General features: G+C 74.5%; 22 protein-coding genes. 14 read left to right on the forward strand and 8 right to left on the reverse strand.

Features of this window, described 5'->3' with window-relative positions:
• Nucleotides 1-110: 110 nt before the first annotated feature.
• On the forward strand, nt 111-1028 hold the full coding sequence (locus tag LPU43_RS11830; protein ID WP_229400335.1) for an LLM class flavin-dependent oxidoreductase: 918 nt from the start codon (nt 111-113) through the stop codon (nt 1026-1028).
• 45 nt (nt 1029-1073) lie between these two features.
• Here the strand turns inward: LPU43_RS11830 and LPU43_RS11835 are convergent, their stop codons facing one another.
• The 3 genes from LPU43_RS11835 to LPU43_RS11845 form a co-directional block, all read right to left on the reverse strand.
• Nucleotides 1074-1622, reverse strand: a complete 549-nt coding sequence (locus LPU43_RS11835; RefSeq protein ID WP_229400336.1) for a PIN domain-containing protein — start codon at nt 1620-1622, stop codon at nt 1074-1076.
• Nucleotides 1623-1633: 11 nt separating this feature from the next.
• Nucleotides 1634-2104, reverse strand: coding sequence for a helix-turn-helix domain-containing protein (locus LPU43_RS11840; protein ID WP_229400337.1), 471 nt, complete (start codon nt 2102-2104; stop codon nt 1634-1636).
• A gap of 154 nt (nt 2105-2258) precedes the next feature.
• Complete coding sequence (locus tag LPU43_RS11845; RefSeq protein WP_229400386.1) at nt 2259-2495, reverse strand: GntR family transcriptional regulator; 237 nt, start codon at nt 2493-2495, stop codon at nt 2259-2261.
• Nucleotides 2496-3082: 587 nt separating this feature from the next.
• Here LPU43_RS11845 and LPU43_RS11850 point away from each other — a divergent pair.
• The 6 genes from LPU43_RS11850 (at nt 3083) to LPU43_RS11875 (ending at nt 7798) form a co-directional block, all read left to right on the forward strand.
• Nucleotides 3083-3358, forward strand: coding sequence for a hypothetical protein (locus tag LPU43_RS11850; RefSeq protein WP_229400338.1), 276 nt, complete (start codon nt 3083-3085; stop codon nt 3356-3358).
• A 13-nt stretch (nt 3359-3371) separates the two neighbouring features.
• Nucleotides 3372-3731: a hypothetical protein gene (locus tag LPU43_RS11855; protein ID WP_229400339.1), complete on the forward strand. Its 360-nt coding sequence runs from the start codon at nt 3372-3374 to the stop codon at nt 3729-3731.
• 99 nt (nt 3732-3830) lie between these two features.
• Complete coding sequence (locus LPU43_RS11860) at nt 3831-4730, forward strand: TIGR01777 family oxidoreductase (RefSeq protein WP_229400340.1); 900 nt, start codon at nt 3831-3833, stop codon at nt 4728-4730.
• A 119-nt stretch (nt 4731-4849) separates the two neighbouring features.
• Nucleotides 4850-6688 carry a DUF6311 domain-containing protein gene (locus LPU43_RS11865; protein WP_373321690.1) on the forward strand — a complete coding sequence of 613 codons (1839 nt, stop codon included), beginning with the start codon at nt 4850-4852 and terminating at the stop codon, nt 6686-6688.
• Nucleotides 6689-6754: 66 nt separating this feature from the next.
• Nucleotides 6755-7396, forward strand: a complete 642-nt coding sequence (gene lipB, locus LPU43_RS11870; RefSeq protein WP_229400341.1) for a lipoyl(octanoyl) transferase LipB — start codon at nt 6755-6757, stop codon at nt 7394-7396.
• A 9-nt stretch (nt 7397-7405) separates the two neighbouring features.
• Nucleotides 7406-7798 carry a VOC family protein gene (locus tag LPU43_RS11875; protein WP_229400342.1) on the forward strand — a complete coding sequence of 131 codons (393 nt, stop codon included), beginning with the start codon at nt 7406-7408 and terminating at the stop codon, nt 7796-7798.
• A 399-nt stretch (nt 7799-8197) separates the two neighbouring features.
• Here LPU43_RS11875 and aspS read toward each other — a convergent pair whose 3' ends face one another.
• Nucleotides 8198-9484, reverse strand: a complete 1287-nt coding sequence (gene aspS, locus LPU43_RS11880; RefSeq protein ID WP_229400343.1) for an aspartate--tRNA(Asn) ligase — start codon at nt 9482-9484, stop codon at nt 8198-8200.
• Nucleotides 9485-9909: 425 nt separating this feature from the next.
• Here aspS and lipA point away from each other — a divergent pair, with 425 nt between their 5' ends.
• The 4 genes from lipA to LPU43_RS11900 all read left to right on the forward strand — a co-directional run bounded on the left by lipA (nt 9910) and on the right by LPU43_RS11900 (nt 15254).
• Nucleotides 9910-10998: a lipoyl synthase gene (gene lipA, locus LPU43_RS11885; protein ID WP_229400344.1), complete on the forward strand. Its 1089-nt coding sequence runs from the start codon at nt 9910-9912 to the stop codon at nt 10996-10998.
• A gap of 69 nt (nt 10999-11067) precedes the next feature.
• The gene (locus LPU43_RS11890; RefSeq protein ID WP_229400345.1) at nt 11068-12870 is read left to right on the forward strand and encodes a hypothetical protein; all 1803 of its coding nucleotides are present in this window, start codon (nt 11068-11070) and stop codon (nt 12868-12870) included.
• An 89-nt stretch (nt 12871-12959) separates the two neighbouring features.
• Entirely contained in the window at nt 12960-14441 is a 1482-nt protein-coding gene (locus tag LPU43_RS11895) for an NAD(P)/FAD-dependent oxidoreductase (protein ID WP_229400346.1), read from the forward strand.
• A 123-nt stretch (nt 14442-14564) separates the two neighbouring features.
• The gene (locus LPU43_RS11900; protein WP_229400347.1) at nt 14565-15254 is read left to right on the forward strand and encodes a DUF4191 domain-containing protein; all 690 of its coding nucleotides are present in this window, start codon (nt 14565-14567) and stop codon (nt 15252-15254) included.
• Nucleotides 15255-15410: 156 nt separating this feature from the next.
• On the opposite strand, the gene LPU43_RS11905 is transcribed toward LPU43_RS11900, so the two are convergent.
• Nucleotides 15411-15833, reverse strand: a complete 423-nt coding sequence (locus tag LPU43_RS11905) for an RDD family protein (protein ID WP_373321691.1) — start codon at nt 15831-15833, stop codon at nt 15411-15413.
• 253 nt (nt 15834-16086) lie between these two features.
• Here LPU43_RS11905 and glnA point away from each other — a divergent pair, with 253 nt between their 5' ends.
• Nucleotides 16087-17511, forward strand: a complete 1425-nt coding sequence (gene glnA, locus LPU43_RS11910) for a type I glutamate--ammonia ligase (RefSeq protein WP_229400348.1) — start codon at nt 16087-16089, stop codon at nt 17509-17511.
• A gap of 104 nt (nt 17512-17615) precedes the next feature.
• Here the strand turns inward: glnA and mptB are convergent, their stop codons facing one another.
• The gene (gene mptB / locus LPU43_RS11915; protein ID WP_229400349.1) at nt 17616-19028 is read right to left on the reverse strand and encodes a polyprenol phosphomannose-dependent alpha 1,6 mannosyltransferase MptB; all 1413 of its coding nucleotides are present in this window, start codon (nt 19026-19028) and stop codon (nt 17616-17618) included.
• 44 nt (nt 19029-19072) lie between these two features.
• On the opposite strand from mptB, the gene LPU43_RS11920 reads away from it, so the two are divergent.
• Nucleotides 19073-20722 carry a hypothetical protein gene (locus LPU43_RS11920; protein ID WP_229400350.1) on the forward strand — a complete coding sequence of 550 codons (1650 nt, stop codon included), beginning with the start codon at nt 19073-19075 and terminating at the stop codon, nt 20720-20722.
• A gap of 84 nt (nt 20723-20806) precedes the next feature.
• Here LPU43_RS11920 and LPU43_RS11925 read toward each other — a convergent pair whose 3' ends face one another.
• Together LPU43_RS11925 and LPU43_RS11930 are read right to left on the reverse strand one after the other, a co-directional pair.
• Nucleotides 20807-23890: a bifunctional [glutamine synthetase] adenylyltransferase/[glutamine synthetase]-adenylyl-L-tyrosine phosphorylase gene (locus tag LPU43_RS11925; protein WP_229400351.1), complete on the reverse strand. Its 3084-nt coding sequence runs from the start codon at nt 23888-23890 to the stop codon at nt 20807-20809.
• A gap of 6 nt (nt 23891-23896) precedes the next feature.
• Nucleotides 23897-24664, reverse strand: coding sequence for a type 1 glutamine amidotransferase (locus LPU43_RS11930; RefSeq protein WP_229400352.1), 768 nt, complete (start codon nt 24662-24664; stop codon nt 23897-23899).
• A gap of 193 nt (nt 24665-24857) precedes the next feature.
• On the opposite strand from LPU43_RS11930, the gene LPU43_RS11935 reads away from it, so the two are divergent.
• The gene (locus LPU43_RS11935; protein ID WP_229400389.1) at nt 24858-25787 is read left to right on the forward strand and encodes a S66 peptidase family protein; all 930 of its coding nucleotides are present in this window, start codon (nt 24858-24860) and stop codon (nt 25785-25787) included.
• Nucleotides 25788-25869: the final 82 nt, after the last annotated feature.

The raw sequence follows: 25869 nt of genomic DNA on the forward strand, positions 1-25869 counted from the left end.
CGGTGTCAGCCGGGGCGGCCGGCGCCGTTCAGCCGGTGGCGGATTCGCCGGTCGGCAGAATTCGGGGCGGCGGGGTGGCCCGGGGGGCGGCGAGCCGACACGCTGGGGCGATGACGACCTTCTCCCTCCAGGCCAGGCTCACCGACGCGGCGAGCTGGATGGACCTGGCCCGCCGGGCCGAGGCCGCCGGCTACGAGACGCTGTCCGCCGCCGACCACCCGGGCGTCTGCGCCAACCCGTTCGTGGCGCTGGCCGCCGCCGCGTCTGTGACGTCGACCATCGGGCTCGGCTCGTACGTGGTGAACCTCGGCGTCCGCGAGCCGATGCTGGTCGCCGTCGACGTGGCCACCCTCGACGTGGTCTCCGGCGGGCGCGCCCGCATCGGCGTCGGCGCGGGCCACACCCCGGCCGAGTGGCAGGCGGTCGGCCGGGAACGCCCCGACGTGGCCGGCCGGGTGCGCCGCTTCCTCGCCGCCGCCGAGGCCGTGCGCGCCCTGCTCGACGGCGAGGAGGTCACCGTCGACTCCCCCGAGCTGGCCATGCGCACCGCCCGGCTGACCGAGCCCCGGCCGGTGCAGCGGCGCGTCCCGATGACCGTCGGCACCTGCAACTCGACGCTGCTGCGCTGGGCCGGCGCACACGCCGACGTGGTCGGGCTCGCCGGCCTCGGCCGTACCCTCGCCGACGGCTACCAGCACGAAGCCCGGTGGCGCGTCGACCAGATCGAGGCGCAGCTCGCCCGCGTCGCCGAGGGGGCGGCGGGCCGCGCCGACCCGCCCGCGCTGGAGGCGCTGGTGCAGACGGTGGTGGTGACCGACGACGCGGAGGCCGCCGCCGCCGAGCAAGCCGCCTGGACCGGCCTCACCGTCGCCGAACTGCTGGCCACCCCGTTCGTGCTGATCGGCACCGAGGACGAGATCGTCGCGGCGGTCGCGGAACACGAGCGCCGCTGGGGGATCACCCGCTTCGTGGTACGGGCCGACGCCCTCGACCCGCTCGCCCCGGTCCTCCGCCGCCTCGCGTCCTGAACCGGCTCCGGCCCGCCGGCGTGGTGACGGTGCCTCTCGGCGGTTTCAGAGATGCCTACGCGCCTCGCCCGCGAACCGCGGCACGCCGGTGCGACCGAGCAGCATGAGAAGGCCCGGTACGGTGGTCGGCTCTCTCCGGTACACAGCAGCCTGCCTGTGGAGCACGTTCAACGTCTGGGCCGGATAGAGGTCGAGTTGATCGAGCAGGAAGTCGTCCGGGTGGACCGCCAGAACGTCGTACGGCTTGAGAGCCGGTTCCGGGAAGTCGGCGATGTTGAACGTGACGAGCACCTCCGCGCCCGCCCGGACGGCCGCTGCCAGCACATGTCGATCCTTGGGGTCGTTGGTCATCCCGTCGATGAGCGACTCGTAGCCGCTCACCATGGCATCCGGGAACGCCCCCCGCATCTGGGCCACGCGGTGGTCGACCCGCTCCTCCGAGATTCCTCGCTCGACGAGGTTGCGCCGAAGCTCGCTCAGGATTCCCTCGGACCAGAGCGGCCGGTACGCCGCCACTTCGGCAAGCCGCAGCAGGGTGTCGCACAGATGCGCCGGGTAGAGCACGCAGGTGTCGAGAAAGGCCGGAAACGCCACTCAGGCCGCCCTCATCTCGTGCTTCGAGGAGTGGACGTGATGTCGTACAGCCCGTCTTCCTCGGCTTCCGCCGTCATTCGGTCGAGCGTCTGCCTCCGTTCCCGGCGAACGCGCTCCTGGTAGTCGAGGATGTCCCGCAACATGACTCGGCGGTGGCGTCCTCGCATAGTGTGGGGTATCTCGCCGTCGGAGAGCAGCCGTACCAGGGTTGGCCGGGAGATGTTGAGCAGGTCCGCCGCCTCCTGGGTCGTCAGCATCGTGTTGTGCGGCGCAATGGAGATCGCAAGCCCCTCGGAGAGGGCTGTCACCACGTCCCGCAGCACTCCGTACAGCTCGTCCGGAATCTCGATCTCGCAGCCATCTGGACCCACAAGCCGAGCCCGTGCGCGGTTCCCCGCGCTTCGCAGCTCATGCACGAATCGAGCCAGGCCAGCGGGGTCTTCCGGAGGTAGGACCGTGCGTTCCTGCAGGACTCTGGTCATAGCCCAAGCGTATCGCTAATCGAAAAATCCGCAACGGCATCGCGGCGAATGGGCGCTCAGGAAGCCTGGAAACCGCCCGCACGTCGAGGTGGTCGGCCTGCGTGACTGAGCGTCACGGCAGTGCCGGTTCGCCGAGCCAGAGTCACGACCTGCTCTACCCCTGCGGCAACTCCTCGGCGACGAAGACGCCCACACCGTGCACGCCCTCCACCCAGCCCTGCATCTGCAACACGAGGATCGCCTGACGCACGACGGTCTGCGACACGCCGTGTTCCTCCTTGAGCTGCGCGGTTGACGGCAGCTTCTCCCCCGGCGCCAACTCGCCCGACTCGATCCGCTCGCGGAGGTAGTCGGCCAGCTGCGCCCACTTCGCTTTGGCGGGCATCCACACTCCCAGGTCTGCACCGCCATTCGACCATGGATTACCACCCACAACAAGTAAGGCGAAGCTCCTCCCTTGCTTTGCACAACATGGTGTGCAAGGCTTTCGATGACCAGCTCCCAGGTCTGCAAACCCGGAGTTGGTCGCCTGTAGTACCGCCCGGCCGGCCGCCTCCCCCGTGGTCGGCCGGGTGCCCTCTGCCCGCCGCCACCGACGCTGGCGGGCTGCGTGAACAGGCCCGGGGCGGGTGCCGGGCTCCGGTCAACCTGCGCGCACGACCGCCCCCGCCCGCCTCGGTGCCGCGTCCGACCAGAGGAGGCGACGCACGTGCGATCAGTGAGCCGCGAGCCGTCGGGGCGCGTACCCGATGGGCGGTCTTCATGAGGTGGCCGCGACGGGACGCGGAGCCGGTGCCGCTCGCACCCCGCCACCGGCGGACCTGGACGGGGGCGGCGCTGGTGCTCGTGCGGGCTGCGCTGGGCCGACTGCCCCGACCGGCGCGCGGCGGTGCCCACCGAACCGCCCACACCACCGCCGGACAGTCGGGCAGGGCGCTTCGTCCCGGCCCAGGTCCGCCGCGCCAACGGCGGCCGGTGGTGAGCGGCGCGCACCTGCCGCTGCGCCCGCTCTGGCTCTGCCGGGCGTGCGCCGCGCCCTGGCCGTGCGCGACGGCGCGGCTCACCCTGCTGCGCGAGTACGCCGATGCCCGGGTGACGTTGCTGATCTACCTGGCCACGCTGCTGCACGAGGCGGCCGACGAACTGTACACCCTGAACCCGCACGACGGGCCCACACCGGAACAGCTCTTCACCCGCTTCATCGGCTGGGCGAGGCCCCGCCGCACCGGAACGTGCACAGATCAAACGGAATGACGACTCCGGCGCCATGCGTGGGGTCGAGGACGGGGAATCGTTCGCCATCGCTCGCGGCGGCACGCCGATCGGCCGCCTGATCCCGGTCAGGCGGCACGCGTTCGTGCCCCGAGCCGAGGTACGGAATGACGACTCCGGCGCCATGCGTGGGGTCGAGGACGGGGAATCGTTCGCCATCGCTCGCGGCGGCACGCCGATCGGCCGCCTGATCCCGGTCAGGCGGCACGCGTTCGTGCCCCGAGCCGAGGTGATGGCGGCCTTCGCCACCGCAGCCGTGCTGGACCACTCGCGGTTCCGAAGCGACCTCGACATCGACGTCGAGCAGACTCTTGAAGCCCTGCACTTGGAGGCGGGTCAGTATGGTCAGACCTGACGGCTACTGGCCTACCTGCGCCCAGCGGGCGGCGTCAGCCGAGCGCTCCTTCATCCCGCTCACCGCGTACGGGACGGCGACGTACCCGAAGATGGAGGCATGCGGATTCTCATGGCCGGCGCGTCCGGCTTCCTGGGCACCCGGCTGGCCGACCGCCTGGCCGCCGACGGGCACCAGGTCACCCGGCTGGTCCGGCGGCCGGCGCGTACCCCCGACGAGCGGCGGTGGAATCCGGCCGGCGCGCAGCTCGACCCCGCCGTGGTCGCCGAGGCGGACGCCGTGGTCAACCTGGCCGGCGCGGGCGTCGGCGACAAGCGGTGGGACGAGCGGTACAAGCGGCTGATCAGGTCGAGCCGCGTCGACAGCTCCACCACCCTGGCCGTCACGATCGCCGGGCTGCCGGCCGCCGACCGGCCGGCGGTCCTGCTGAACTCCTCGGCCGTCGGCTGGTACGGCAACACCGGCGACCGGGTGGTCGAGGAGGACGCCCCGGCGGGCGAGGGCTTCCTCGCCGACGTCTGCCGGGTCTGGGAGGCGGCCACCCGACCGGCCGAGGACGCGGGCGTACGGGTGGTCCGGCTGCGCACCGGGCTGCCGCTGCACCGCGACGGCGGGCTGCTCAAGCCGCAGCTCCTGCCGTTCAAGCTGGGCGTCGCCGGGCGGCTGGGCAGCGGCCGGCAGTGGCTGCCGTGGATCTCGATGGCCGACTGGCTGCGGGCGGTGCGGTTCCTGCTGGACCGCGACGACGTGGCCGGCCCGGTCAACGTGGTCGGCCCGGCCCCGGTCACCAACGCCGAGTTCACCAGGGAACTGGCCCGTCAACTGCACCGCCCGGCGGTGCTGCCGATCCCGGCGCTGGCCCTGAAGGTGGCGCTCGGCGGCTTCGCCCAGGAGGCGTTGACCAGCGCCCGGGTCCTGCCCGCCGTCCTGCGTCGGGCCGGCTTCGACTACCACCACCCCGACCTTCCCGGCGCCCTGCACGCGGCGCTGCACGACTGAGCGCGAGGCTGTGATTGCCGGGGCCCCTTGCCATGCGGAATGCGTTGACAGGGTGCCCCTCCTTACCCCGGGCTCGTGTCTGACCGGCGTGTCCAGACACGGTTGGTAACGTCCGCTCCGTGCCGTCCTCCCCGTCCCCGTCCCCGGCCGCTGAACCGACGCCCGCCCCCGTCGCCGACGCCCCCGCCGCCCGCCGTGACCGCCGCGCCGACCTGACCGTCGTCCTGGTCGCGCTCGCGCTGGCGGTCTGGGTGACCAGCGGGCTCTGGCGGGACCCGAACCAGCGGGCGATCACCGCGAACTCCAGCGACCAGGCGCTGTTCGAGTGGCTGCTCGCCTTCGGCGGGCACGCGCTCACCCACGGGGAGAACCCGCTCTTCACCCACCTGCTCAACGTCCCCGACGGGGTGAACCTCGCGGTCAACACCTCGATCACCGTGTACGCGGCGGTCTTCGCCCCGCTGACGTACCTGATCGGGCCGCCGGCCACGTTCCTGGTGATCCTCACCCTGAACCTGGCCGCCACGGCGGTGGCCTGGTACCTGCTGCTCTCCCGGCACCTCGTGCGCAGCCGGCTCGCGGCGGCGCTCGGCGCGCTCTTCGTCGCGTACTCCCCCGGCATGGTGTCGCACGCCAACGCCCACCTGAACTGGACCGCCGGCTGGCTGGTGCCGCTGCTGGTCTGGCGGGTCTTCGCGCTGCGCCGCCCCGAGCACCGGCTGCGCAACGGGATCGTGCTCGGCGTCGCCGTCGCGGTGGCCTTCTCCATCGCCGCCGAGGGGCTGTTCTTCACCGCCCTCGCGCTCGGCGTCTTCCTGCCCGTCTGGGCGCTGCACCCCAGCCGGCGGGCGCAGGCCCGCGCCGCGCTGCCCGGCTTCCTCGGCGGGCTGGGCGTCACCGCGCTGACCGCCGGGCTGCTGCTGGCGTACCCGCTGTGGCTGCACTTCGCGGGGCCGCAGCGGTTCCACGGCACCGGCTTCGACCCGGTCATCCACGCCGAGGACATCGCCGCGTACGGGGCGTACCCGAGGCGCTCCCTGGCCGGCGAGGCGGGCCTGGGCACCTCGCTCGCGCCGAACCCGACGGAGGAGAACTCCTTCTTCGGGGTGCCGCTGCTGCTGCTCGCCGTGACCTGCTTCGCCTTCCTCTGGTCGCGGGACCGGGCCCGCCGGGCCACCGTGGCGGCGCTCGGCGTCACCGGCGTGGTCTTCGCGGTGCTCTCCTGGGGGCCCCGGGCGAAGTGGAACGGCGCGCACACCGACGCGCCGCTGCCGTTCCTGCTGCTCGACGGCCTGCCCGTGGTCAACGCCGCCCTGCCGTCCCGGCTGGCCCTCGTGGTCGCCCCGGTGATCGGGCTGCTGCTGGCGTACGCCGTCGACCGGCTGCGGGCCGACCCGCCGCGCCACCGCGCCGCGTCCGCCGCGTGGGTCCTCGGCTTCGCGGCGGCGCTGCTGCCGCTGCTGCCCACCCCGCTGCTGACCAGCGTCCGCGAGCCGGTGCCGGCGTTCATCACCGCCGGCACCTGGAAGGAGTACGTCTCCCCGGGCGGGGTGCTCACCCCGCTGCCGCTGACCCTCGACGTGACCCCGGACGGGCAGCGCTGGCAGGCGTACGCGCTCGCCCACCGGCAGGGCGAGTTCCGCCTCCCCGCCGGGTTCTTCCTCGGCCCGGGCGGCCCGGACGGCCGGGGCCGGATCGGTCCGGTCCCGCGCACCTTCGACACGCTCATGGACCAGGCCGGCCGGACCGGGCTCGTGCCGATCATCACCGAGGGCAGCATCCGGCTCTCCCTGGCCGACCTGCGGTACTGGGGCGTCGAGGTGGTCGTCCTCGCCGACCGGGTGCACGGGGCCAAGTACCCGCTCGACGCCGACGCGCTGCTCCGCACCGCCACGGCCCTGCTCGGCCCCCCGCAGCGGGTGGACGACGTGTGGCTGTGGAGGGTGCCCCCGGCCTGACGCGACGCGCCACGGTGAGCCGGCTCACCGCAGGTGACCGGCGGGTACAGGACTACGCTGGTGGGCGTGACCGCGACGATTCCGGGGCTGACCGCCGTACGTGCAGGGGTGCTCGACTACCAGGCCGCGTGGGACGAGCAGCGGCGGCTGCACGAGGCGGTGGTGGCCGGCGAGCGCGGGGACACCGTGCTGCTGCTGGAGCATCCGAGCGTCTACACCGCCGGCAAGCGCACCGAGCCGTGGGACCGGCCGATGGACGGCACCCCCGTCGTCGACGTCGACCGGGGCGGCAAGATCACCTGGCACGGCCCCGGGCAGCTCGTCGGGTACCCGATCGTGAAGCTGCCCGACCCGGTCGACGTGGTGGCGTACGTGCGGCGCACCGAGCAACTGCTGATCGACGTCTGCGCCGAGTTCGGGCTGGCAGCCGGCCGGGTCGAGGGGCGCAGCGGGGTCTGGGTGCCCGAGGACGACCGGGGCCCGGCCCGCAAGGTCGCCGCCATCGGCATCCGGGTCGCCCGGGGGGTCACCCTGCACGGCTTCTCGATCAACTGCGACTGCGACCTGGCGTACTTCGACCGGATCGTGCCCTGCGGCATCCGCGACGCGGGGGTCACCTCGCTGACGGCCGAGCTGGGCCGCCCGGTCACGGTCGCCGACGTGCTCCCGGTGGTCGAGCGCCACCTCCCCACCCTGACCACGCTCTAGGCTCGGCGGGTGCCGATCGAGCTCGTCACCCTCGTCGTCGCCGAGTACGACCCGGCGATCGCCTTCTTCACCGAGGTCCTCGACTTCGAGCTGGTCGAGGACTCCCCGGCGGAGACCACCGACGGCCGCCCGAAGCGATGGGTGGTGGTCCGCCCACCGGGCGCGCAGACCGGTCTGCTGCTGGCCCGGGCCGACGACGCGCGGCAGGAGGCGGCGGTCGGGGCCCAGACCGCCGGGCGGGTCGGATTCTTCCTGCGGGTCGACGATTTCGACGCCACCCATCGCCGCCTCGTCGACGCGGGTGTGGAGTTCGTCGGGCCGCCGCGCGCCGAGCCGTACGGCCAGGTGGCCGTCTTTCGCGACGTCGCCGGCAACCTCTGGGACCTGCTCGGCCCGATCTGACCGCCCCGGCCCGGTGAGTCGTCAGTTCGAGGCACACCGGGCCGGTGCGCGTCGGCCCGGTACGGCGGCGGCCGGGACATTGTCTTCCAGGCCGGGCACCCCCGCCGCAATGCTGGGCACTCAGCGTGACCGATCCCCTCCCACCCATACCCCGCCCCCTTTGCCTTTGCTCTGCACCCACCCACGCAACAGTTACTGAAAGTCGTTGTTGCGTGGGTGGGAGCAGAGCAAAGGGTCCAAAACGAGTGGGGTAGGTGGCTCGGTTGAGCCAGCTAGACGGCCCATGACCTGGGGCGCGGCCGAGCGGCCGCGCCCCAGGAGGCTCAGAGCATCACTCAGAGTCACATGGGCCGGCGGGTGGAGGACCGCCGCAGAGGGTAGCGGCTGGCTGGTCGCTCGTCAGGGGGTGAGGCGGTGCAGGTCGCGGGGGAAGGCCGTGACCTCGCGGACGTTGGCCGCCCCGACCAGCCGGGCGACGAAGCGTTCCAGGCCGATGGCGAAGCCGCCGTGCGGCGGCATCCCGTGCCGGAACGCGTCCACGTACGCCGCGTACGGCTCGACCGGCTCGCCGCGCGCCGCGAGCGCCGCCAGGTAGTCGTCGTACCGGTGCAGGCGCTGCCCGCCCGTGACCAGCTCGACGCCCCGGAACAGCAGGTCGAACCCGTTCGAGTACGCCGGCCGGGCCGGGTCGGGATGGGTGTAGAAGGGCCGTTTCGCCATCGGGTACCCGGTGACGAAGAGGAACTCCGAGCCGTGCTCCGCGCGGGCCCACTCCCCCAGCGCCCGCTCGTGGGCGGGGGCGAGGTCCGGCTCGTCGGCCGGGGCGCCGGCGATGGCCAGGGCCTCGGTGAAGTGCACCTCCGGGATCCGCGCCGGCACCTGCGGCGGGGTCACGCCCAGCGTGGCCAGGGCTGCGCCGGCCCGCTCCGCCACGGTCGCCAACATCCCGGCGACCGTGTCCCGCAGCACGGCCATGACGTCGGTGTGGTCGGCGACGAAGCCCAGCTCCGCGTCGAGTGAGGTGTACTGCGCCAGGTGCCGGGCGGTGTCGTGCGGCTCGGCCCGGAACACCGGCCCGACCTCGTACACCCGCTCGAAGACGCCGACCATGAGCTGCTTGTAGAACTGCGGCGACTGGGCCAGGTACGCGGGCCGGCCGAACCAGTCCAGCGCGAACACGTTCGCCCCGGACTCGGTGGACGAGCCCACCACCTTGGGCGTGTGGATCTCCACGAAGTCGCGGGCGTCCAGGGCGGCCCGGAACCCGGCCACGGCCGCCGCCGAGATGCGCAGCGCCGCCGACCGGCGCGGGTGGCGCAGGGCGACGGGCGCGTGGTCGAGCTGGGTGGGCAGGGTCGCGGCCAGCGTCGGCCGGTACAGGTCGAACGGGGGTACGACGGCGGGCGGGCCGAGCGGTCGTACCGTCGGGTCGGTCAGCTCGACCCCGGCGGGGGCCGCCGGGTTCGCGGTGGCCGTGCCGACGACCTCGATGACGGTCTCCTCGGTGAGCTTCTCGACGGCGGCGCGGGCGGCCGGGTCGGTGACCACGACCTGGGTCAGGCCGGCGGCGTCCCGCACGATCAGGAACGCCACCGACTTGAGCAGCCGGCGGCGGTGCACCCAGCCGGCGACCCGGACGGTCGCGCCGGCGTGGGCGGGGAGCTGGGTGGACAGGATGCGTTGCACGGCGGGTACCTCCTCGATCAATCGCAACGCGATCCCCGGGAGGTGTGGGCGAGCGGGTCCTCGCGGTGCCACCACACCTTCGCCCCCGCTGGCGCGGGGGCCTCGTTCGTCGCCTGGTGACCGGGGCCAGCCGGGCGGGCTCTACTGGGCGGGCGTACCTACCGACCGCCGTTCTTCCCGCAGCTCGGGAGGGTCTTCGCGCGCCGGCGCCAGACCGCCTCGCAGCGAACGGCGGCTCTCTGGGCTGGCGGGGCGGCGCGTTACTCGGCTCCGTCACAGCTTTGCGGGGCAAGGTACCAGGCTGGTCGGCCGGCGGGTGGGCCATTTTCCCGACCTGGGTGTTAGGAGGGGGCCCTTCCTCTACCGAATGCGTTAACAGGGGGCCCTTCCTTGCAGGCGGTGGGCGGCGTCACAGGGGGCGCGGGGTGACGGGCGTCGCGTCACGTTCATCGACGGCGGGCGTCCGGCGTACGCTCGGTTTCGTGACGATCGAGCATTTCGCGCCGACGACTGAGCAGCCGACGGTCGGGCAGCCGACGATGACCGAGCAGCCGACGACCAGCCCCGGCGCGCGCACCGCGACGGTGGCCCCCGAGGGGCGGCGGATGCTGCGGATCGAGGCGCGCAACGCCGAGACGCCGATCGAGCGCAAGCCCCCGTGGATCAAGGTCAAGGCCAAGATGGGGCCGGAGTACACCCAGCTTCGCGGGCTCGTCTCGCGCGAGGGGCTGCACACCGTCTGCCAGGAGGCCGGCTGCCCCAACATCTACGAGTGCTGGGAGGACCGGGAGGCCACCTTCCTCATCGGCGGCGACCAGTGCACCCGGCGCTGCGACTTCTGCCAGATCGACACGGGCAAGCCGGCCGAGTTCGACGCCGACGAGCCGCGCCGGGTCGCCGAGTCCGTGGTGTCGATGGGCCTGCGGTACGCCACGATCACCGGCGTCGCCCGCGACGACCTGCCCGACGGCGGGGCCTGGCTGTACGCCGAGACGGTCCGCCAGATCCACGCCCTCCAGCCGGGCTGCGGCGTGGAGCTGCTGATCCCCGACTTCAACGCCGTCCCCGAGCAGCTCGCCGAGGTCTTCGGCTCGCGCCCGGAGGTGCTGGCGCACAACGTCGAGACGGTGCCCCGGATCTTCAAGCGCATCCGGCCGGCGTTCCGCTACGAGCGGTCACTGGACGTGATCCGGCAGGCCCGCGCCGACGGCCTGGTCACCAAGAGCAACCTGATCCTCGGCATGGGCGAGGAGCGGGCCGAGGTGTCGCAGGCGCTGCGCGACCTGCACGACGCCGGCTGCGAGCTGATCACGATCACGCAGTACCTGCGCCCCTCGCCCCGGCACCACCCGGTGACCCGCTGGGTCAAGCCGGAGGAGTTCGTGGAGCTGCGCGAGGAGGCCGAGGAGATCGGCTTCGCCGGGGTGATGAGCGGGCCGCTGGTGCGCTCGTCGTACCGCGCCGGCCGGCTCTACCGGCAGGCCCTGGACGCCCGCGAGGCCGTCCGCGCCTGACCGCCCGCCGCGCGCGCCGACCCCGCGCGCCGGCCGTCCGCCCGTCCCGGCGGGTGACATGATCGGGTCATGACCACGGGGGTACGCGGCCAGGGCTACCTCGCCCCGGCCGCGCCCCGGCGGCGGTGGTTCGCGCCGCCCGTCGCCCTGACCGGGCTCGCCGTGCTGGCCGGGCTCGGGTACCGGCTGTGGCTGCTGCTGCACGACGCGCCGCCCACCAACAGCGACGAGGCCACGATGGGGTTGGCCGCGCTGCACATCGCGCAGGGGCGGCACCTGCCCGTCTGGTTCTACGGGCAGTCGTACATGGGGACGCTGGAGGCGTACCTCGCCGCCCCGCTCTTCGCCCTGGCCGGGCCCTCCGTGCTCGCCCTGCGGCTGCCACTGCTCGCCCTGTACGCGGCGTTCCTGCTGCTGACCTGGCGGCTGACCCGCCGGCTCGGCGGCGGCCGGTGGTTCGCCCTGCTGGTGGTGGGGCTGCTCGCGCTCGGCTCGGACCGGGTGGTGAAGAACCAGTTCATCGCCGGCGGCGGGTATCCGGAGCTGAACCCGATGGGGGCCGGGCTGGCGCTGCTGACACTGGGCCTGTGCGCGGCGGGGCGGTCGGGGACGGTCGGGGACGATCGGGTTGCGGCCGGCGTGGCGGGGCGGCCGGGGGCCGTCGGGGACGATCGGGTTGCGGCCGGCGTGGCGGGGCGGTCGGTGGGCCGGGCGGCCCGGTGGGCGGGCTGGGGGCTGCTGGCCGGGCTCACCGTGTGGGTCGACCCCCTGCTGCTGCCGTACGTCGCGGCCACGGGCGCGGTGCTGGCCGTGTGGTGCCGACGGGAGCTGGTCGGCCGGGCCGGGGCGCTGGTCGCCGCCGGGGCGCTGGCGGGGGCCGCCCCGATGCTGGGGCACAGCCTGGCCCACGGGCGTAACCCCCTCGCCGCCGTGTTCGCGGCCAGCGGCGCGGAGACCCCGGCGTCCTGGGCGGACCGGCTGCACGGCGGGCTGGTGCTGGGACCGCCGCTGGGGATGGGCTTCTGCTCGCCGTCGCACTGCGCGCCGTGGCAGCTCTGGTGGGCGGCGGCGTTCCCCGTCCTGCTGGCCCTGGCGACGCTGGCCGCGTGGCGCGCCCTGCGCCGGCCGCGCGGCACCTCGGGCGGCGGGTTCGCCGACGCGGGCGGCGGACTCGCTCACGCGGGCAGGGCCGACGCGGGCGGCGGGTTCGCCGACGCGGGCGGGGCCGACCCGGACAGGGCCGACGAGGGCAGGGCCGGGGCGGCCGTGCGGCTCGCGCTGCTGGCCGGGGCGGCGGGCAGCGTCGCGGCGTACGCGGTGAGCAACGCGGCGGGCCGGACCCCGGTGGAGAGCGCCCGCTACCTGTCCTGCGTGGCGATCGCGCTGCCGGCGCTGCTCTGGCCGCTGCGCGACGCCCTGCGCGCCCGGCGGCCCGGGGCGCGGGGCGGGGTCGCCCGGGTGGCGGCGCTGGCCGTCCTCGCGGCGACGGTCGGCACGGCGGCGGTGGCGACGGTCGACGCGGTGGGCGCGGCGGGGCAGGCCAGGGAGGTCGCCGCGCAGCGGCGCGCGCTGGTCGCCGCCCTCGACCGGCACGGGGTGCGCCACATCTACGGCGGCTACTGGACCTGCAACGCGGTCACCTTCGCCACCGCCGAGCGGGTGGTCTGCGCGGTGGTCGACGACGAGCTGCGGCCCGGGTTCGACCGCTACCCGGCGTACCGGGAGGCGGTGCGGCGGGCGGCGAACCCGGCGTACGTGGCGCCGGTCGGGTCGCCGCTGGCCGCCCGGCTCGACCGGGAGCTGTCCGACCGCTCAGGCGGGGCGCGCGTGGTGCCGGTCGACGGCTGGCGCATCTACCTGCCCGGCTCCTGAACGCCGGTCGGGTGCGCCGACCGATCGACCGACGTCCCATCCTGCGAAGCGGCCCTTGCCGAGGGGCTTCGAAGATGATGAATTTAGTCATGCCCCTGCAACATACCGTGATCATCGGCGCCGGCCCCGCCGGCCTCACCGCCGCGTACGAGCTGACGCGGCGCAACGCCACCGTCGAGGTGGTCGAGGCGGACGACATCGTCGGGGGGATCAGCCGCACGGTCGAGCGCGACGGCTGGCGGTTCGACATCGGCGGGCACCGGTTCTTCACGAAGGTGGCCCGGGTCGAGGCGTTCTGGCACGAGGTGCTGCCCGACGGGGACTTCCTGCTCCGCCCCCGGATGAGCCGCATCCACTACCGGGGCAGGCTGTTCGACTACCCGCTGCGGGCCGGCAACGCGCTGCGCAACCTCGGGGTCGTCGAGGCGGTGCGCTGCGTCGGGTCGTACCTGTGGGCGCGACTGCGGCCCCCGGCGGACCAGAGCCACTTCGAGGGCTGGGTGTCGGCCCGCTTCGGGGCGCGGCTGTACGGGATGTTCTTCAAGACGTACACGGAGAAGGTCTGGGGCATCCCCGCCACCGAGCTCCAGGCGGACTGGGCGGCCCAGCGCATCCGCAACCTGTCCCTGGCCGGCGCGGTGCGCAACGCGCTGCTGCCCCGCCGGGCCCACGCGGACATCACCAGCCTCATCGAGGAGTTCCAGTACCCGAAGCTCGGCCCCGGCATGATGTGGGAGCGCTGCGCCGAGCTGGTCACGAAGGCCGGCGGGACGGTGACCCTGAGGTCGCGGGCCGCCGTGGTGCACCGGGCCGGGGGGCGCGCGGTGGCGGTGACGGTGGCCGGGCCGGACGGCGAGCGCCGGGTCGCCGCCGACCACGTCGTCAGCACCATGCCGCTGCCCGCGCTGGTCCGGGCCCTGGACCCGCCCGCGCCGCCGCACGTGCTGGCCGCCGCCGACGCGCTGCGGCACCGCGACTTCCTCACCGTGGCCCTGGTGGTGCCGGCCGCCGCCGGCTTCCCCGACAACTGGATCTACGTGCACACCCCGGGGGTACGGGTCGGCCGGATCCAGAACTTCGGCTCCTGGTCCCCCTACCTGGTGCGGGACGGGTTCACCTGCCTCGGGCTGGAGTACTTCGTCGACGCCGGCGACGACCTGTGGGACTCGGCCGACAACGCGCTGGTCGCCCTGGGCACCGCCGAGCTGGAGGCGCTCGGGCTGGTCCGCCCCGGCGCGGTCTCGGCCGGGTACGTGGTGCGGATGCCGAAGGCGTACCCGATCTACGACGCCGGGTACGAACAGGCCGTGGAGACCATGCGCGCCTGGCTCGCCGAGGCGGTGCCGAACGTGCACCCCGTCGGCCGCAACGGGATGCACCGCTACAACAACCAGGACCACTCGATGCTCACGGCGATGCTGGCCGTGGAGAACATCCTCGACTCCGCCGGGCACGACGTGTGGACCGTCAACGTCGAGGAGGAGTACCACGAGCAGGCCGGCGCGACCCCCGCCCCGGACGGGCGGCGGGGCACGGGTCGCGCCGCCCCGGTCCTGCCCCGTCGCCCGTGACCCGGGCCGCCGCCCCGGGCCGTGCGGCCGGTCCTGCGGCCCCTCGCCGGCGGCACCCCGCCCCTCGGGGCGGCACCTGGCCGCGAATCAACGGGGCGTGCGCCGACCACTAGACTCTGTGGCATGGCAAAGCCCCAGGAGAAGGTCTCGTTCGGCCAGCGGTTGAAGCAGATCGGGATGGTGTTCAAGTTCACCGCCAAGCAGGACAGGTGGTTCGCGCCGCTGGCCGCCGGCGCGGTGCTGATCCCGCTCGCGCTGACCGTGGTCGCGGTGGTCCTCTGGGGCTGGCTCTGGCTGCCGCTGGGCATCCTGTTCACCCTGCTCGCGCTGCTGATCGTGCTCAACCTGCGGTCCAACAAGGCGATGATGAACGCCGCCGAGGGGCAGCCGGGCGCGGCGGCGCAGATCATGGAGAGCATGCGCGGCGACTGGCGGGTCACCCCGGCGGTCAGCGCCACCACGCAGATGGACATGGTGCACCTGGTCATCGGCCGCCCCGGCGTGATCCTCCTGGCCGAGGGGAACACGCAGCGGGTGCGCGGCCTGCTGGGGCAGGAGAAGCGCCGGCTGTCCAAGGTCATCGGCTCCGCCCCGCTCTACGACTACATGATCGGCCAGGCCGAGGGCGAGCTGCCGATCCGCAAGCTGCGGATGACCCTGATGCGGCTGCCGCGCAACCTCAGCGGCAAGGACGTCAACGCCCTCGACAAGCGGCTCAAGGCGCTCACCGCCCGGCCGCAGATGCCCAAGGGCGCGATCCCGAAGAACATGCGCCCGGCGCGCGGCGCGTTCCGCCAGACCCGCGGCCGCTGACCCTCTCCTTCTCCCGCGCGCCGCACCCGGCCGCCCGCACCTGACACCCCCTCCTGAGCGCACTTCCACGGAATCAGTGGCTATTCGCACGCCGAAGGCCACTGATTCCGTGTTTTTGCGCAGGGACGGGACGGGCGAGGGGCGGGAAGCTGGGGTTCAGGTTCGGGGGGCGGGGGTGACGACCGAGCCGGTCAGGCGGTCGTGCAGGCCGCGGCGGTGGCCGTCCATGATCAGGGCCGGCACCACGAGGGTCAGCAGGAGGCCGCGCAGCAGCGCCCGGACCAGGCCGATCCGGCCGCCGTCGGTCCAGGACAGGCAGCGGATCCGGGTGACGTACATGCCGGGGGTCTGGGCGAACAGGCCGAGGAAGAAGCCGTACTCGAAGATCAGCACGACGACGGGGGCCCAGCCGTCGCGGACCGGGTCGGCGAAGAAGTTGGACACCAGCAGGCAGAGCACCCAGTCGATGACCAGGGCGCCGAAGCGGCGGCCCAGGGAGGCCGGGACGAAGCCCGGGTCGGCGGCCGGCGGCGCGGGGTGCGGTGGTGTGCTCGGCGCGGGGCGCGGTGGCGTGCTCACGGTGGCCAAGGGTAGTCACGGCGGCGGGGCGGCCGGCACCGCCCCGGGCGGCGAAGCGGGCGAAAGCGAGTAAAATGCGGCCCGCAGCCGTGGCGGGTATCGTCCGAACGGACAGCGGATGGCGACTGACCGGCGAAGATGACGCAGCGCGAGCGACGTAACGCGCCAGAAACACTGAAGATACGGCCGGGCAACCGCACGGTCATAGCGTCGCCAGAAGCCAGCCACCGGAGTGCACCTGCCAGGAGGACGTGTGTTCGCCAACCCCGAGGAACTCCTGCGATACCTCAAGAACGAGGACGTGAAGTTCGTCGACGTACGTTTCTGTGACCTGCCCGGCGTGATGCAGCACTTCAACATGCCGGCGGAGGCCTTTGACGACAGCGTCTTCACCGACGGTCTCGCCTTCGACGGGTCGTCGATCCGCGGCTTCCAGACGATCCACGAGTCGGACATGCTCCTGCTCCCCGACGTCGCGACCGCCTTCATCGACCCCTTCCGCGCGCAGAAGACCCTCGCGCTGAACTTCTTCGTGCACGACCCGTTCACCCGCGAGGCGTACTCCCGCGACCCGCGGAACGTGGCGAAGAAGGCCGAGGCGTACCTCTCCGCCAGCGGCATCGCCGACACCGCGTACTTCGGCGCCGAGGCGGAGTTCTACATTTTCGACTCGATCCGCTACGAGACCTCGGGGCACCAGTCGTTCTACTACATCGACTCGATCGAGGGCGCCTGGAACACCGGCCGCGTCGAGGAGGGCGGCAACCGCGGCTACAAGACCGCGTACAAGGGCGGGTACTTCCCGGTGCCGCCGGTCGACCACTACGCCGACCTGCGCGACAGCATGGTCCGCCGCCTGGTCGACGCCGGCTTCACCGTCGAGCGCTCGCACCACGAGGTCGGCACCGGCGGGCAGTCCGAGATCAACTACAGGTTCGACACCCTGCTGCGCTCGGCGGACGACCTCCAACTCTTCAAGTACCTGATCAAGAACGAGGCCTGGGCCAACGGCAAGACGGCCACGTTCATGCCGAAGCCCATCTTCGGCGACAACGGCTCCGGCATGCACGCCCACCAGAGCCTGTGGCTCAACGGCGACCCGCTGTTCCACGACGAGACCGGCTACGCCGGCCTGTCCGACCTGGCCCGCTGGTACATCGGCGGTCTGCTGCACCACGCCCCGTCGCTGCTGGCCTTCACCAACCCGACGGTCAACTCGTACCGTCGTCTGGTGCCCGGCTACGAGGCGCCGGTGAACCTGGTCTACTCGCAGCGCAACCGCTCCGCCTGCACCCGCATCCCGGTGACCGGCAACAACCCGAAGGCCAAGCGGGTCGAGTTCCGCGTGCCGGACCCGTCGAGCAACCCGTACCTCGCCTTCTCGGCGATGCTGATGGCCGGCCTGGACGGCATCAAGAGCAAGATCGAGCCGCCGGCCCCGATCGACAAGGACCTCTACGACCTCCCGCCGGAGGAGCAGCGGGACGTCAAGCAGGTGCCGGGCTCGCTGGCGGCCGTGCTCGACGCGCTGGAGGCCGACCACGACTACCTGCTCGACGGCGGCGTCTTCACGCCGGACCTGATCTCCACCTGGATCGACTGGAAGCGGGCCAACGAGGTCGACCCGGTGCGCCTGCGCCCGACCCCGCACGAGTTCGCGATGTACTTCGACTGCTGACCCCCGGGCCAGCACGCTCCGTCACGAACCGGCCGGGCCGGCTCCGCACCACGCGGGGCCGGCCCGGCCGCTTCTCCGCCGTACCGGCGTCGGCGCAGCGCTGGTCAGTCGGCTCCCGCGGCGGCGGGGGCCGGCGCACGGGCGGCCCTGGCCGACCGCACGAAGCGGACGAGCAGCACGATCACCAACAGGGTCATGAGGGGCGCGCCCGGCACCTTGGTGTAGCGGGCCAGGCCCGTGCCCTCCGGTAGCACCAGGAACGACCCCACCAGCGCGACCACGGCGAACCACACCCCAGTGCGGGCGGTGGCGGCGAGAACGGTGAGCGGCCAGATCCAGTACCAGGGGTGCACGATCGGGGAGAGCGCCACGGTGGCGGCCAGCGCCAGGCCGGCGTGGAACAGCGGATCACGGGTGCGGGCCCGCCACCAGAGCCAGACCAGCAGCACGGCGAGCGCGACGAGGCCGACGCCCCGGGCGGCCGGCAGGGCGTCGACGTGCGCGCCGAAGAGCAGCGCGACGTACCCGACGGTCTGCCCGACGGCGGTCGACGGCGACGTCCAGGCGATCACCTCGCCCCCGCTCTCCAGACCGGAGATCCAGCCGAAGTCCAGCCCACCGGCGAGGGTCACCCCCACCACGGCGGCGACCGCCCCGGCCACCACCGGGGTGCCGTCACGCAGCAGCGACCGGAACCGGTACGGCCCGGCGATCGCGGCCAGGGCGGCGAACGGCAGCACCACCGCGCCGGTGACCTTGATCGACGCGGCCAGCCCGAGCAGCACGCCCCCGGCCAGCAACGGGGCGGAGCGACCGGGGTGGGCGGCCACCACGGTCAGGCCGGCGACCAGCAGGCCGACCATCAGCGCGTCGTTGTGCGCGCCGGCGACCAGGTGCACGCCGATCAGGGGGCAGGCCAGCGCCAGCCACAGCGCCCGCCCGACCGGCACCCCGCAACGGCGGGCCAGCGCCGGCAGGCACCACGCGGTCAGCGCCAGCCCGGCCACCGCGAGCAGCCGGAACAGCACGATGCTGGCGGTCAGCGACCCGGTCGCCTTCACCACCGCCCCGGCGAGCAGCACGAACAGCGGCCCGTACGGGGCGGGGGTGTCGCGCCAGATGTAGGAGATGGTGTCCAGCCACGGGCAGGGCAGCGTCGACACCCCGTGCTCGTACGGGCTGATCCCGCCCGCGAAGCTTGCGCCCTGGCAGGCGTACGCGTACACGTCCCGGCTCGCCATCGGCGGCGCGACCAGCAGCGGCAGCAGCCAGAGCCCGGCGGTGACCAGGGCCCACCGCGCGGAGGGCACCCCGTCCCGCAGCGACCACCACGCCCACGCCATCAGCGCGGTGCCGGCCAGCCAGGACAGGATGATCAGCGGCCCGTTCGGGCCTTGCCAGATGCTGACCGGTGTGGGCCGCAGGTCACCGCCCGGGAACGCTCCGCCGAGGAACCCGGACACGGCGAGCAGCAGGGAACCGGCCAGGCCCGTCCAGCGCGCGAGGTGTTTAGGCACGCCCGCCATGCTGCCAGTACGGTGGGCGCGGCACGGAGGTGGGCATGCGAGGCAATCGGGCGGTGGCGGTGGCCGCCACGTCGGCGGCCGTCCTGGGCGTGGTGTACCTGCTGCTGCCCCGGATGGGCTCCGACCTCTCCGCCCAGGTGGCGCGGGCCGACTTCTTCGCCGCGCACGGCACGGCCCTGGTGGACCTGCGGTGGTACGGCGGAATCCAGCCGCTCGGCTACAGCCTGGTCTCCCCGCCGGTGATGGCCGTCCTCGGCGTCCGGGTGACCGGCGCCCTCGCGTCGGTGGCGGCGGCGACGGCGTTCGCCGCGCTGCTGGTCCGTACCGGCGTGCCCCGCCCGCTGCTCGGCGGCCTGGCCGGGGTGGTCACCATCGCGGGCAACCTGGTCTCCGGGCGGGTCACCTACGGCCTCGGCGTGGCGTTCGGGCTCGCCGCCCTGCTCGCCCTCACCCTGCCCCCGCACGCCCCGCCGGGGCGACGCCGGCTGCGCGCCACCCTGGTCGTCGCGGGGGCGCTGCTGGCCTCGGCGACCAGCCCGGTCGCCGGCCTCTTCGTCGGCCTGGCCGGAGCGGCGCTGCTGCTCACCCGCCGGTACGCCGACGGGCTGCTGCTCGGCGTCGCCGCAGCGCTGCCGTTGGCGGTGACCGGGCTGCTGTTCGGCGAGGGCGGCTGGATGAACATCAGCCGCACCGACACGACCCGGGCGGTGGCGACCAGCCTGGTGGTGGCCGCGCTGGTGGCGTACCGGCCGGTCCGGGCGGGCGCGCTGCTGTCGGCGGCCGGGGTGCTGCTCGCCGCGCTCGTGCACACGCCCGTCGGGCTGAACGCGACCCGCCTGGTCGTGATGTTCGCGCTGCCCGTGCTGGCCGCCGCCGCCCGGCTGCCGGACCGGGCCGTCCGGCGGCTGCCGGGCGGGCTGCGGCGGGCCGGCGCGACCGGCGTCGCCCTGGCGGCGCTGCCGGGCGGACTGCGGCGGGCCGGCACGACCGGCGTCGCCCTGGCGGCGCTGCTGGCCGCCGTCTGCTGGTGGCAACCCCCGGTGGTGCCGGCCGACCTGAAGGGCGTCGGGGCCCCGACCAGCGACCCGGGCTACTTCGCGCCACTGCGCGCCGAGCTGGCGCGGCGCGGGCTCACCGGGCGGGTGGAGGTGCCGCCGACCCGCGACTACTGGGAGGCTGCCGGACTCGGCGACGTCCCGCTGGCGCGGGGCTGGTTGCGGCAGGCCGACATCGCCCGCAATCCCCTCTTCTTCACCACCGTGCCGGGCGCCACCGGCACCGGCGTTCCGCTGACCGCCGACAGCTACCGGGCCTGGCTGGCCGACAACGCCGTGCAGTACGTCGCCGTGCCCGACGCCGAGCTGTCCTGGGTGGGGCGCGCCGAGGCGGAGCTGGTCGACGGCGGGCTGCCGTACCTCACCGAGGTCTGGTCCGAGCGGCGCTGGCGGCTCTACGCGGTGTCCGACCCGACGCCCCTGGTGGCCGCCCCGGGTGCGCTGGTCGGGCAGGACGCGGTCTCGGTGACCTTCCGGATGCCGGGCCCGGGCACGGCGCGGGTGCGGGTGCGCCACAGCCCGTGGCTGCGGGTGGACGGCCAGGCGGTGCTGCGGCCCGACGGCGGGTGGACGGCGGTGACGGTGTCCCGTCCGGGCACCTACCGCATCTCCACCGCGCCGCTCGCCTGACGACGACGGTCATGCGCCGCCGACGCGGTTAGGAAGGGCCCCTTCCTATGCAGAAAGCGATAAGAAGGGGCCCTTCCTTTCACCTCAGGCGTCGAAGGTGCGTTCCATCGCCGCGCGGGAACGGCGGGCCGTGCGCAGGTACTCGTCGAGGAACTCGCCCGGGTCGTCGCGGCCGAGCAGCCGGGCCACCCCGGCCAGCTCCACGCCGTGCCGGGGCAGTTGGTCGCCGGCCCGGCCGCGCACCAGCATCAGCGCGTTGCGGACCTGCGCGGCCAGCGTCCACCCGGCGGCCATCTCGGTGGCGTCCGACGGGTCGAGCAGGCCGGCGTCGGCCGCCGCCGCGAGCGCGTCGAGGGTACGGGTGCCGCGCAGCGCGGGGAGCCGGCCGGCGTGCCGGAGCTGGAGGAGCTGTACCGCCCACTCCACGTCGGCGAGCCCGCCCCGGCCCAGCTTGGTGTGGGTGGCCGGGTCGGCGCCCCGGGGCAGCCGCTCGGTCTCCACCCGCGCCTTGATCCGGCGGATCTCGACGATCTGCTCCCGGTTCAGCCCGTCGGCCGGGTAGCGGACCGGGTCGACCAGCGCCTCGAACTCGGCGGAGAGGTCGGCGTCGCCGCAGACGTGGCGGGCGCGCAGCAGCGCCTGTGCCTCCCACACCTTCGACCAGCGGGCGTAGTAGCGGGCGTACGCGGCGAGGCTGCGCACCAGGGGCCCCTGCCGCCCCTCGGGGCGCAGGTCGGCGTCCACCCCGAGCGCCGGGTCGGGGGCCGGGGCGTCGAGCAGCCGGCGCAGCTCCTCGGCGATGGCGCGGGCGGCGGCGCCGGCCGCCGCGTCGTCCGCCCCGCGCGGCGCGTCGTAGACGAAGAGCACGTCGGCGTCGGAGAGGTAGTTCGACTCGTACCCGCCGAGCCGGCCCATGCCGATCACCGCGAACCGCAGCCCGGGCAGGGCCGGCTGGGTGGCCCGGGCGGCGCGCAGCGCGGCGGCGAGGGTGGCGTCGGTGACGTCGGCGAGCGCGGTGCCGACGGCGGTGACGTCGGCGAGGCCGAGCGCGGCCCGCCCGTCCGGGTCGGCGGACGAGCCGTCGCGGCCGCGGTCGGGGCGGCCGGCGGCGGCCCGCTCCTGCTCCCGGGTCGGCCTCGGGGCCAGCGACCCGGCCCGGCTGAGCACGTCGGCGCAGGCGATGCGGACCAGTTCGCGGCGGCGCAGCGCCCGGACCGCCCGGGTCGCCTCGACCGGGTCGGCGTGCCGGGCCGCCGCGGCGGTGAAGCCCTCGCAGAGCACATGGTGGGGGCGCGGGGTCAGCTCGTTCTCCTCGGCGAGCAGGCGCAGCGCCTCCGGCTCCCGGGTCAGCAGGTCGGCGGCGTACCGGGAGGAGGAGAGCACCCGGGCCAGCCGGCGGGCCACCGGGCCGGAGTCACGCAGCAGCCGCAGGTACCAGGGGGTGCTGCCGAGGGAGTCCGACACCTGCCGGTAGTTGAGCAGCCCCCGGTCCGGTTCGGGGGCGTCGGCGAACTCGCTGAGCAGCACCGGCAACAGGGTCCGCTGGATGGCGGCGGTGCGGCTCACCCCGCCGGTGAGGGCCTGGAGGTGGCGCAGCGCCCCGGCCGGGTCGGCGAAGCCGAGGATCTCCAGCCGGTGCCGGGCCGCCTCCGGGGTGAGCCGCAGCCCGTCGGCGGGGACCCGGGCCACGGACTCCAGCAGCGGCCGGTACAGCAGCTTGGCGTGCAGCCGGCGTACGTCGGCGGCGTGGGTGACCCACTCGGCGCGGAACTCCTCGACGGCGCTGCGGCCCGGCGTGGCCGTGTAGCCGAGGGCGGCGGCGAGCCAGCGCAGCGCGGCCGGTTCGGTGGGCACGGTGTGGGTGCGGCGCAGCCCCTGGAGCTGGAGGCGGTGCTCGACGCCGCGCAGGAAGCAGTACCCGCGCAGCAGGGCCTCCCCGTCGGCCCGGCCGACGTAGCCGCCGGTCACGAGGGCGCGCAGGGCGGGAATGGTCCCGGGCGCGCGCAGCGACTCGTCGCCCCGGCCGTGCACCAGTTGCAGGAGCTGGACGGCGAACTCGATGTCGCGCAGCCCGCCGGGGCCGCGCTTGATCTCGCGGTCCAGCTCCTTCGGCGGGATGTTGTCGATGATCTTGTGGCGCATCGCGCGGACGTCGGAGACGGCCTCCGGGCGCTCGGCGGCCCGCCAGACCAGCGGGGCGAGCTGGTCGATCCACTCCTGGGCCAGCTCCCGGTCGCCGGCCGCCGGGCGGGCCTTCAGCAGGGCCTGGAACTCCCAGGTGCGCGCCCAGCGCCGGTAGTACGCCAGGTGGCTGGCCAGGGTGCGGACCAGCGGCCCCCGGCTCCCCTCGGGGCGCAGCGCCGCGTCGACCGGCCAGGCGACCAGCCCGCAGATGTGGATCAGCCGGGTGGCGACCGTGGTGGCCGCCGGCAGCTCGTCGTCCTCGGCGCAGACGAAGATCACGTCGACGTCCGAGACGTAGTTCAGCTCGACGCCGCCGCACTTGCCCATCGCCACCACGCCCAGCCGGGGCCGGGTCGTGCCCTCGGGCAGCTCGCCCACAGCGATGTCGTACGCCGCCGTGAGGGTGGCGTCGGCCAGCGCGGAGAGCGCGGCCATGACCTGCTCCAGCGCCCGTCCCCCGGTCAGGTCCGCCGCCGCGATCCGCAGCAGGGCGAGCCGGTACGCCTGCCGCAGCACCGCGATCGGCTGGGTGGAGCGGGTGAGGCGGGCGGCGGTGGCCAGGTCGAGCCGGCCGTCGGCGGCGGTGGCGAGCACCGACCACTGGTGCGGGTTGGCCACCAGGTGGTCGCCGAGGGCGGAGGACGCGCCGAGCACGGCGACGAGCCGGCGGCGCAGCCCCGGGTCGGCGCGCAGCGCCCCCAGCAGCGGCGAGTCGGCGAGTCTCCCGCCGTCGGCGGTCGTGGCGGCGGCGCGGCGCTCGGCCTCGACGAGCCGGTGGAGCTGGCGCAGGGCCAGGTCGGGGTTGGCGGCCCGGGACAGCGCGGTCAGCAGCTCGACGGCACCCTCGTCGGCGGGCTCCTGCTCCACCGGCCGCCACAGGCCGAGCCCGGACGGGCCGAGCAGGTCGGCGGCCCGGCCGCCGTCGTCGCCGTCGGCCGCGCCGAACCCGTAGCGGAGCAGCCGGCCCCGGGTGGGTCTACTCATCACGGGTCAGTGCCCGAGCAGCGGCAGGTCGCGCCGCACGGTGTCGTCGCCCAGCTCGCCGAGGGCGAGGGCGGCGAACCGGATCGCGAACGGCTGCCACACCTCCTCGACGTCGGCCATCAGCCGGTCGCAGGCGGCGACCACCAGCTCGGGGTCGTACCCCAGGTCGGCGAGCAGGGCCGAGTCGGTAGCCCAGTCGGCGATCATCGCCGTGTCGCACTCGATGTGGAACTGGAAGCCCCAGGCCCGGTCGCCGAGACGGAACGCCTGGTTCGGGTAGCGGGTGGAGGCGGCCAGCAGGGTCGCCCCGTGCGGCAGCTCGGTGATCTCGTCGACGTGCCACTGGAACACGTCGGGGATCAGCGGCACGTACTTGAACAGCGGGTCGGTCTCGGCGGCGTCGCGCTTGCCGACCACGGCGGGGCCGACCTCGGGCCCCGACGGGCTGCGCTCGACCAGGCCGGCGTGCGCGGTGGCCAGCAGTTGCCCGCCGAGGCAGATGCCGAGGGTGGGCACCCGGTGCCGGACGGCCTTGCGCAGCAGCCCCTCCAGCTTCGGGAACCAGGGCGCGCCGGGGGTGCCGTCGGGCAGCGGGTACGGCGGCTGCGGGCCGCCCAGCACCACCAGGGCCACGTACCCGTCGAGGTCGTCGGGGAGGTCGTCCCCGGCGTGCGGGCGCAGCACCCGCAGCTCCAGGCCCCCCTCCACGAGCCACTCCCCCAGGCGGCGGACGTCATCGGTCGGATCGTTCTCGATCACCAGCGCGGTTCCCACGCGTCGAGGCTATCCGGTACGCCCGCGCCGCCCCGGAACGCCCCGGAACGCCTCGGCCCGCCGAGGCGTTCCCCGGCGGTGGCGGCGACGGCGGTGGCCGGGCGGTGGCGCTGCCCGGCGGCGGCGGTTGCCGGGAGGGGCCCGGCGGACCGCGCCGAGGGGGCCGCTCCGAGGGTTAGGCTCTGCGGCTGTGATCGCCGACGACGCCGTCCTGCGCCCGCCCGTGCTGCGCCCGGGGGACACGGTCATGCTGGTCTCCCCGTCCGGGCCGACCCGGCCCGAGCGGGTGGCCCGGGGCGTGGAGCTGCTCACCGGCTGGGGGTTGCGGCCGGTGCCCGCCCCGCAGGCGTACGCCCGGCGGGGCTACCTGGCCGGGGCGGACGAGCTGCGCGCCGCCGACCTGAACGCCGCGTTCGCCGACCCCGAGGTGCGCGGGGTGATCTGCACCCGGGGCGGCTACGGCGCGCAGCGGATCGTGGACGCCGTCGACATGGCGGCGGTGCGCCGCGACCCGAAGGTGGTGGCCGGCTTCTCCGACATCACGGCGCTCCAGCTCGCGCTCTGGCGGGGCGCCCGGCTGGCCGGGGTGCACGGCCCGGGGGCGGCCTGGCGGGACGAGCGGACCCCGCTGCGCTCGGCCGAGTCGCTGCACGCCGCGCTGATGACCACCGAGCCGGTCACGATCGCCGCGGACCCGGGCGAGGAGACCTTCGGCGTACGGGTGCCCGGTCGCGCCACGGGGACGCTGCTCGGCGGCAACCTGTGCCTGCTCGCCGCCTCGGTCGGCACCCCGGACATGCCGGACCTGACCGGGGTGGTCCTCCTCGTCGAGGAGGTGCAGGAGCCGCCGTACAAGGTCGACCGGATGCTCACCCAGCTCCGCCGCGCCGGCGCCCTGGCGGGCCTCGCCGGGGTGGCCGTCGGCCAGTTCACCGACTGCGCGGACGGCTGGGACACCACGGTCGTCGACGTACTGGGCGAGCGCCTCGGCGACCTCGGCGTCCCGGTCCTGGGCGGCCTCCCGATCGGCCACGGCCACGGCCAGCTCACGGTCCCGATCGGCGTCCCCGCCACCCTGGACGCGAACGCCGGCACCCTGACGGCCGCCCCCGCCGTCCGCTGACCCCGCCCTCTTCCCCACCCCCACCCCCTCCCCCACCCCGGCCCTTCCCCGGTGATCAAGAAGTTTGCGTCACTCCAGGGGC

This window comes from Micromonospora okii, assembly GCF_020884795.1.
Lineage (GTDB): Bacteria > Actinomycetota > Actinomycetes > Mycobacteriales > Micromonosporaceae > Micromonospora > Micromonospora okii.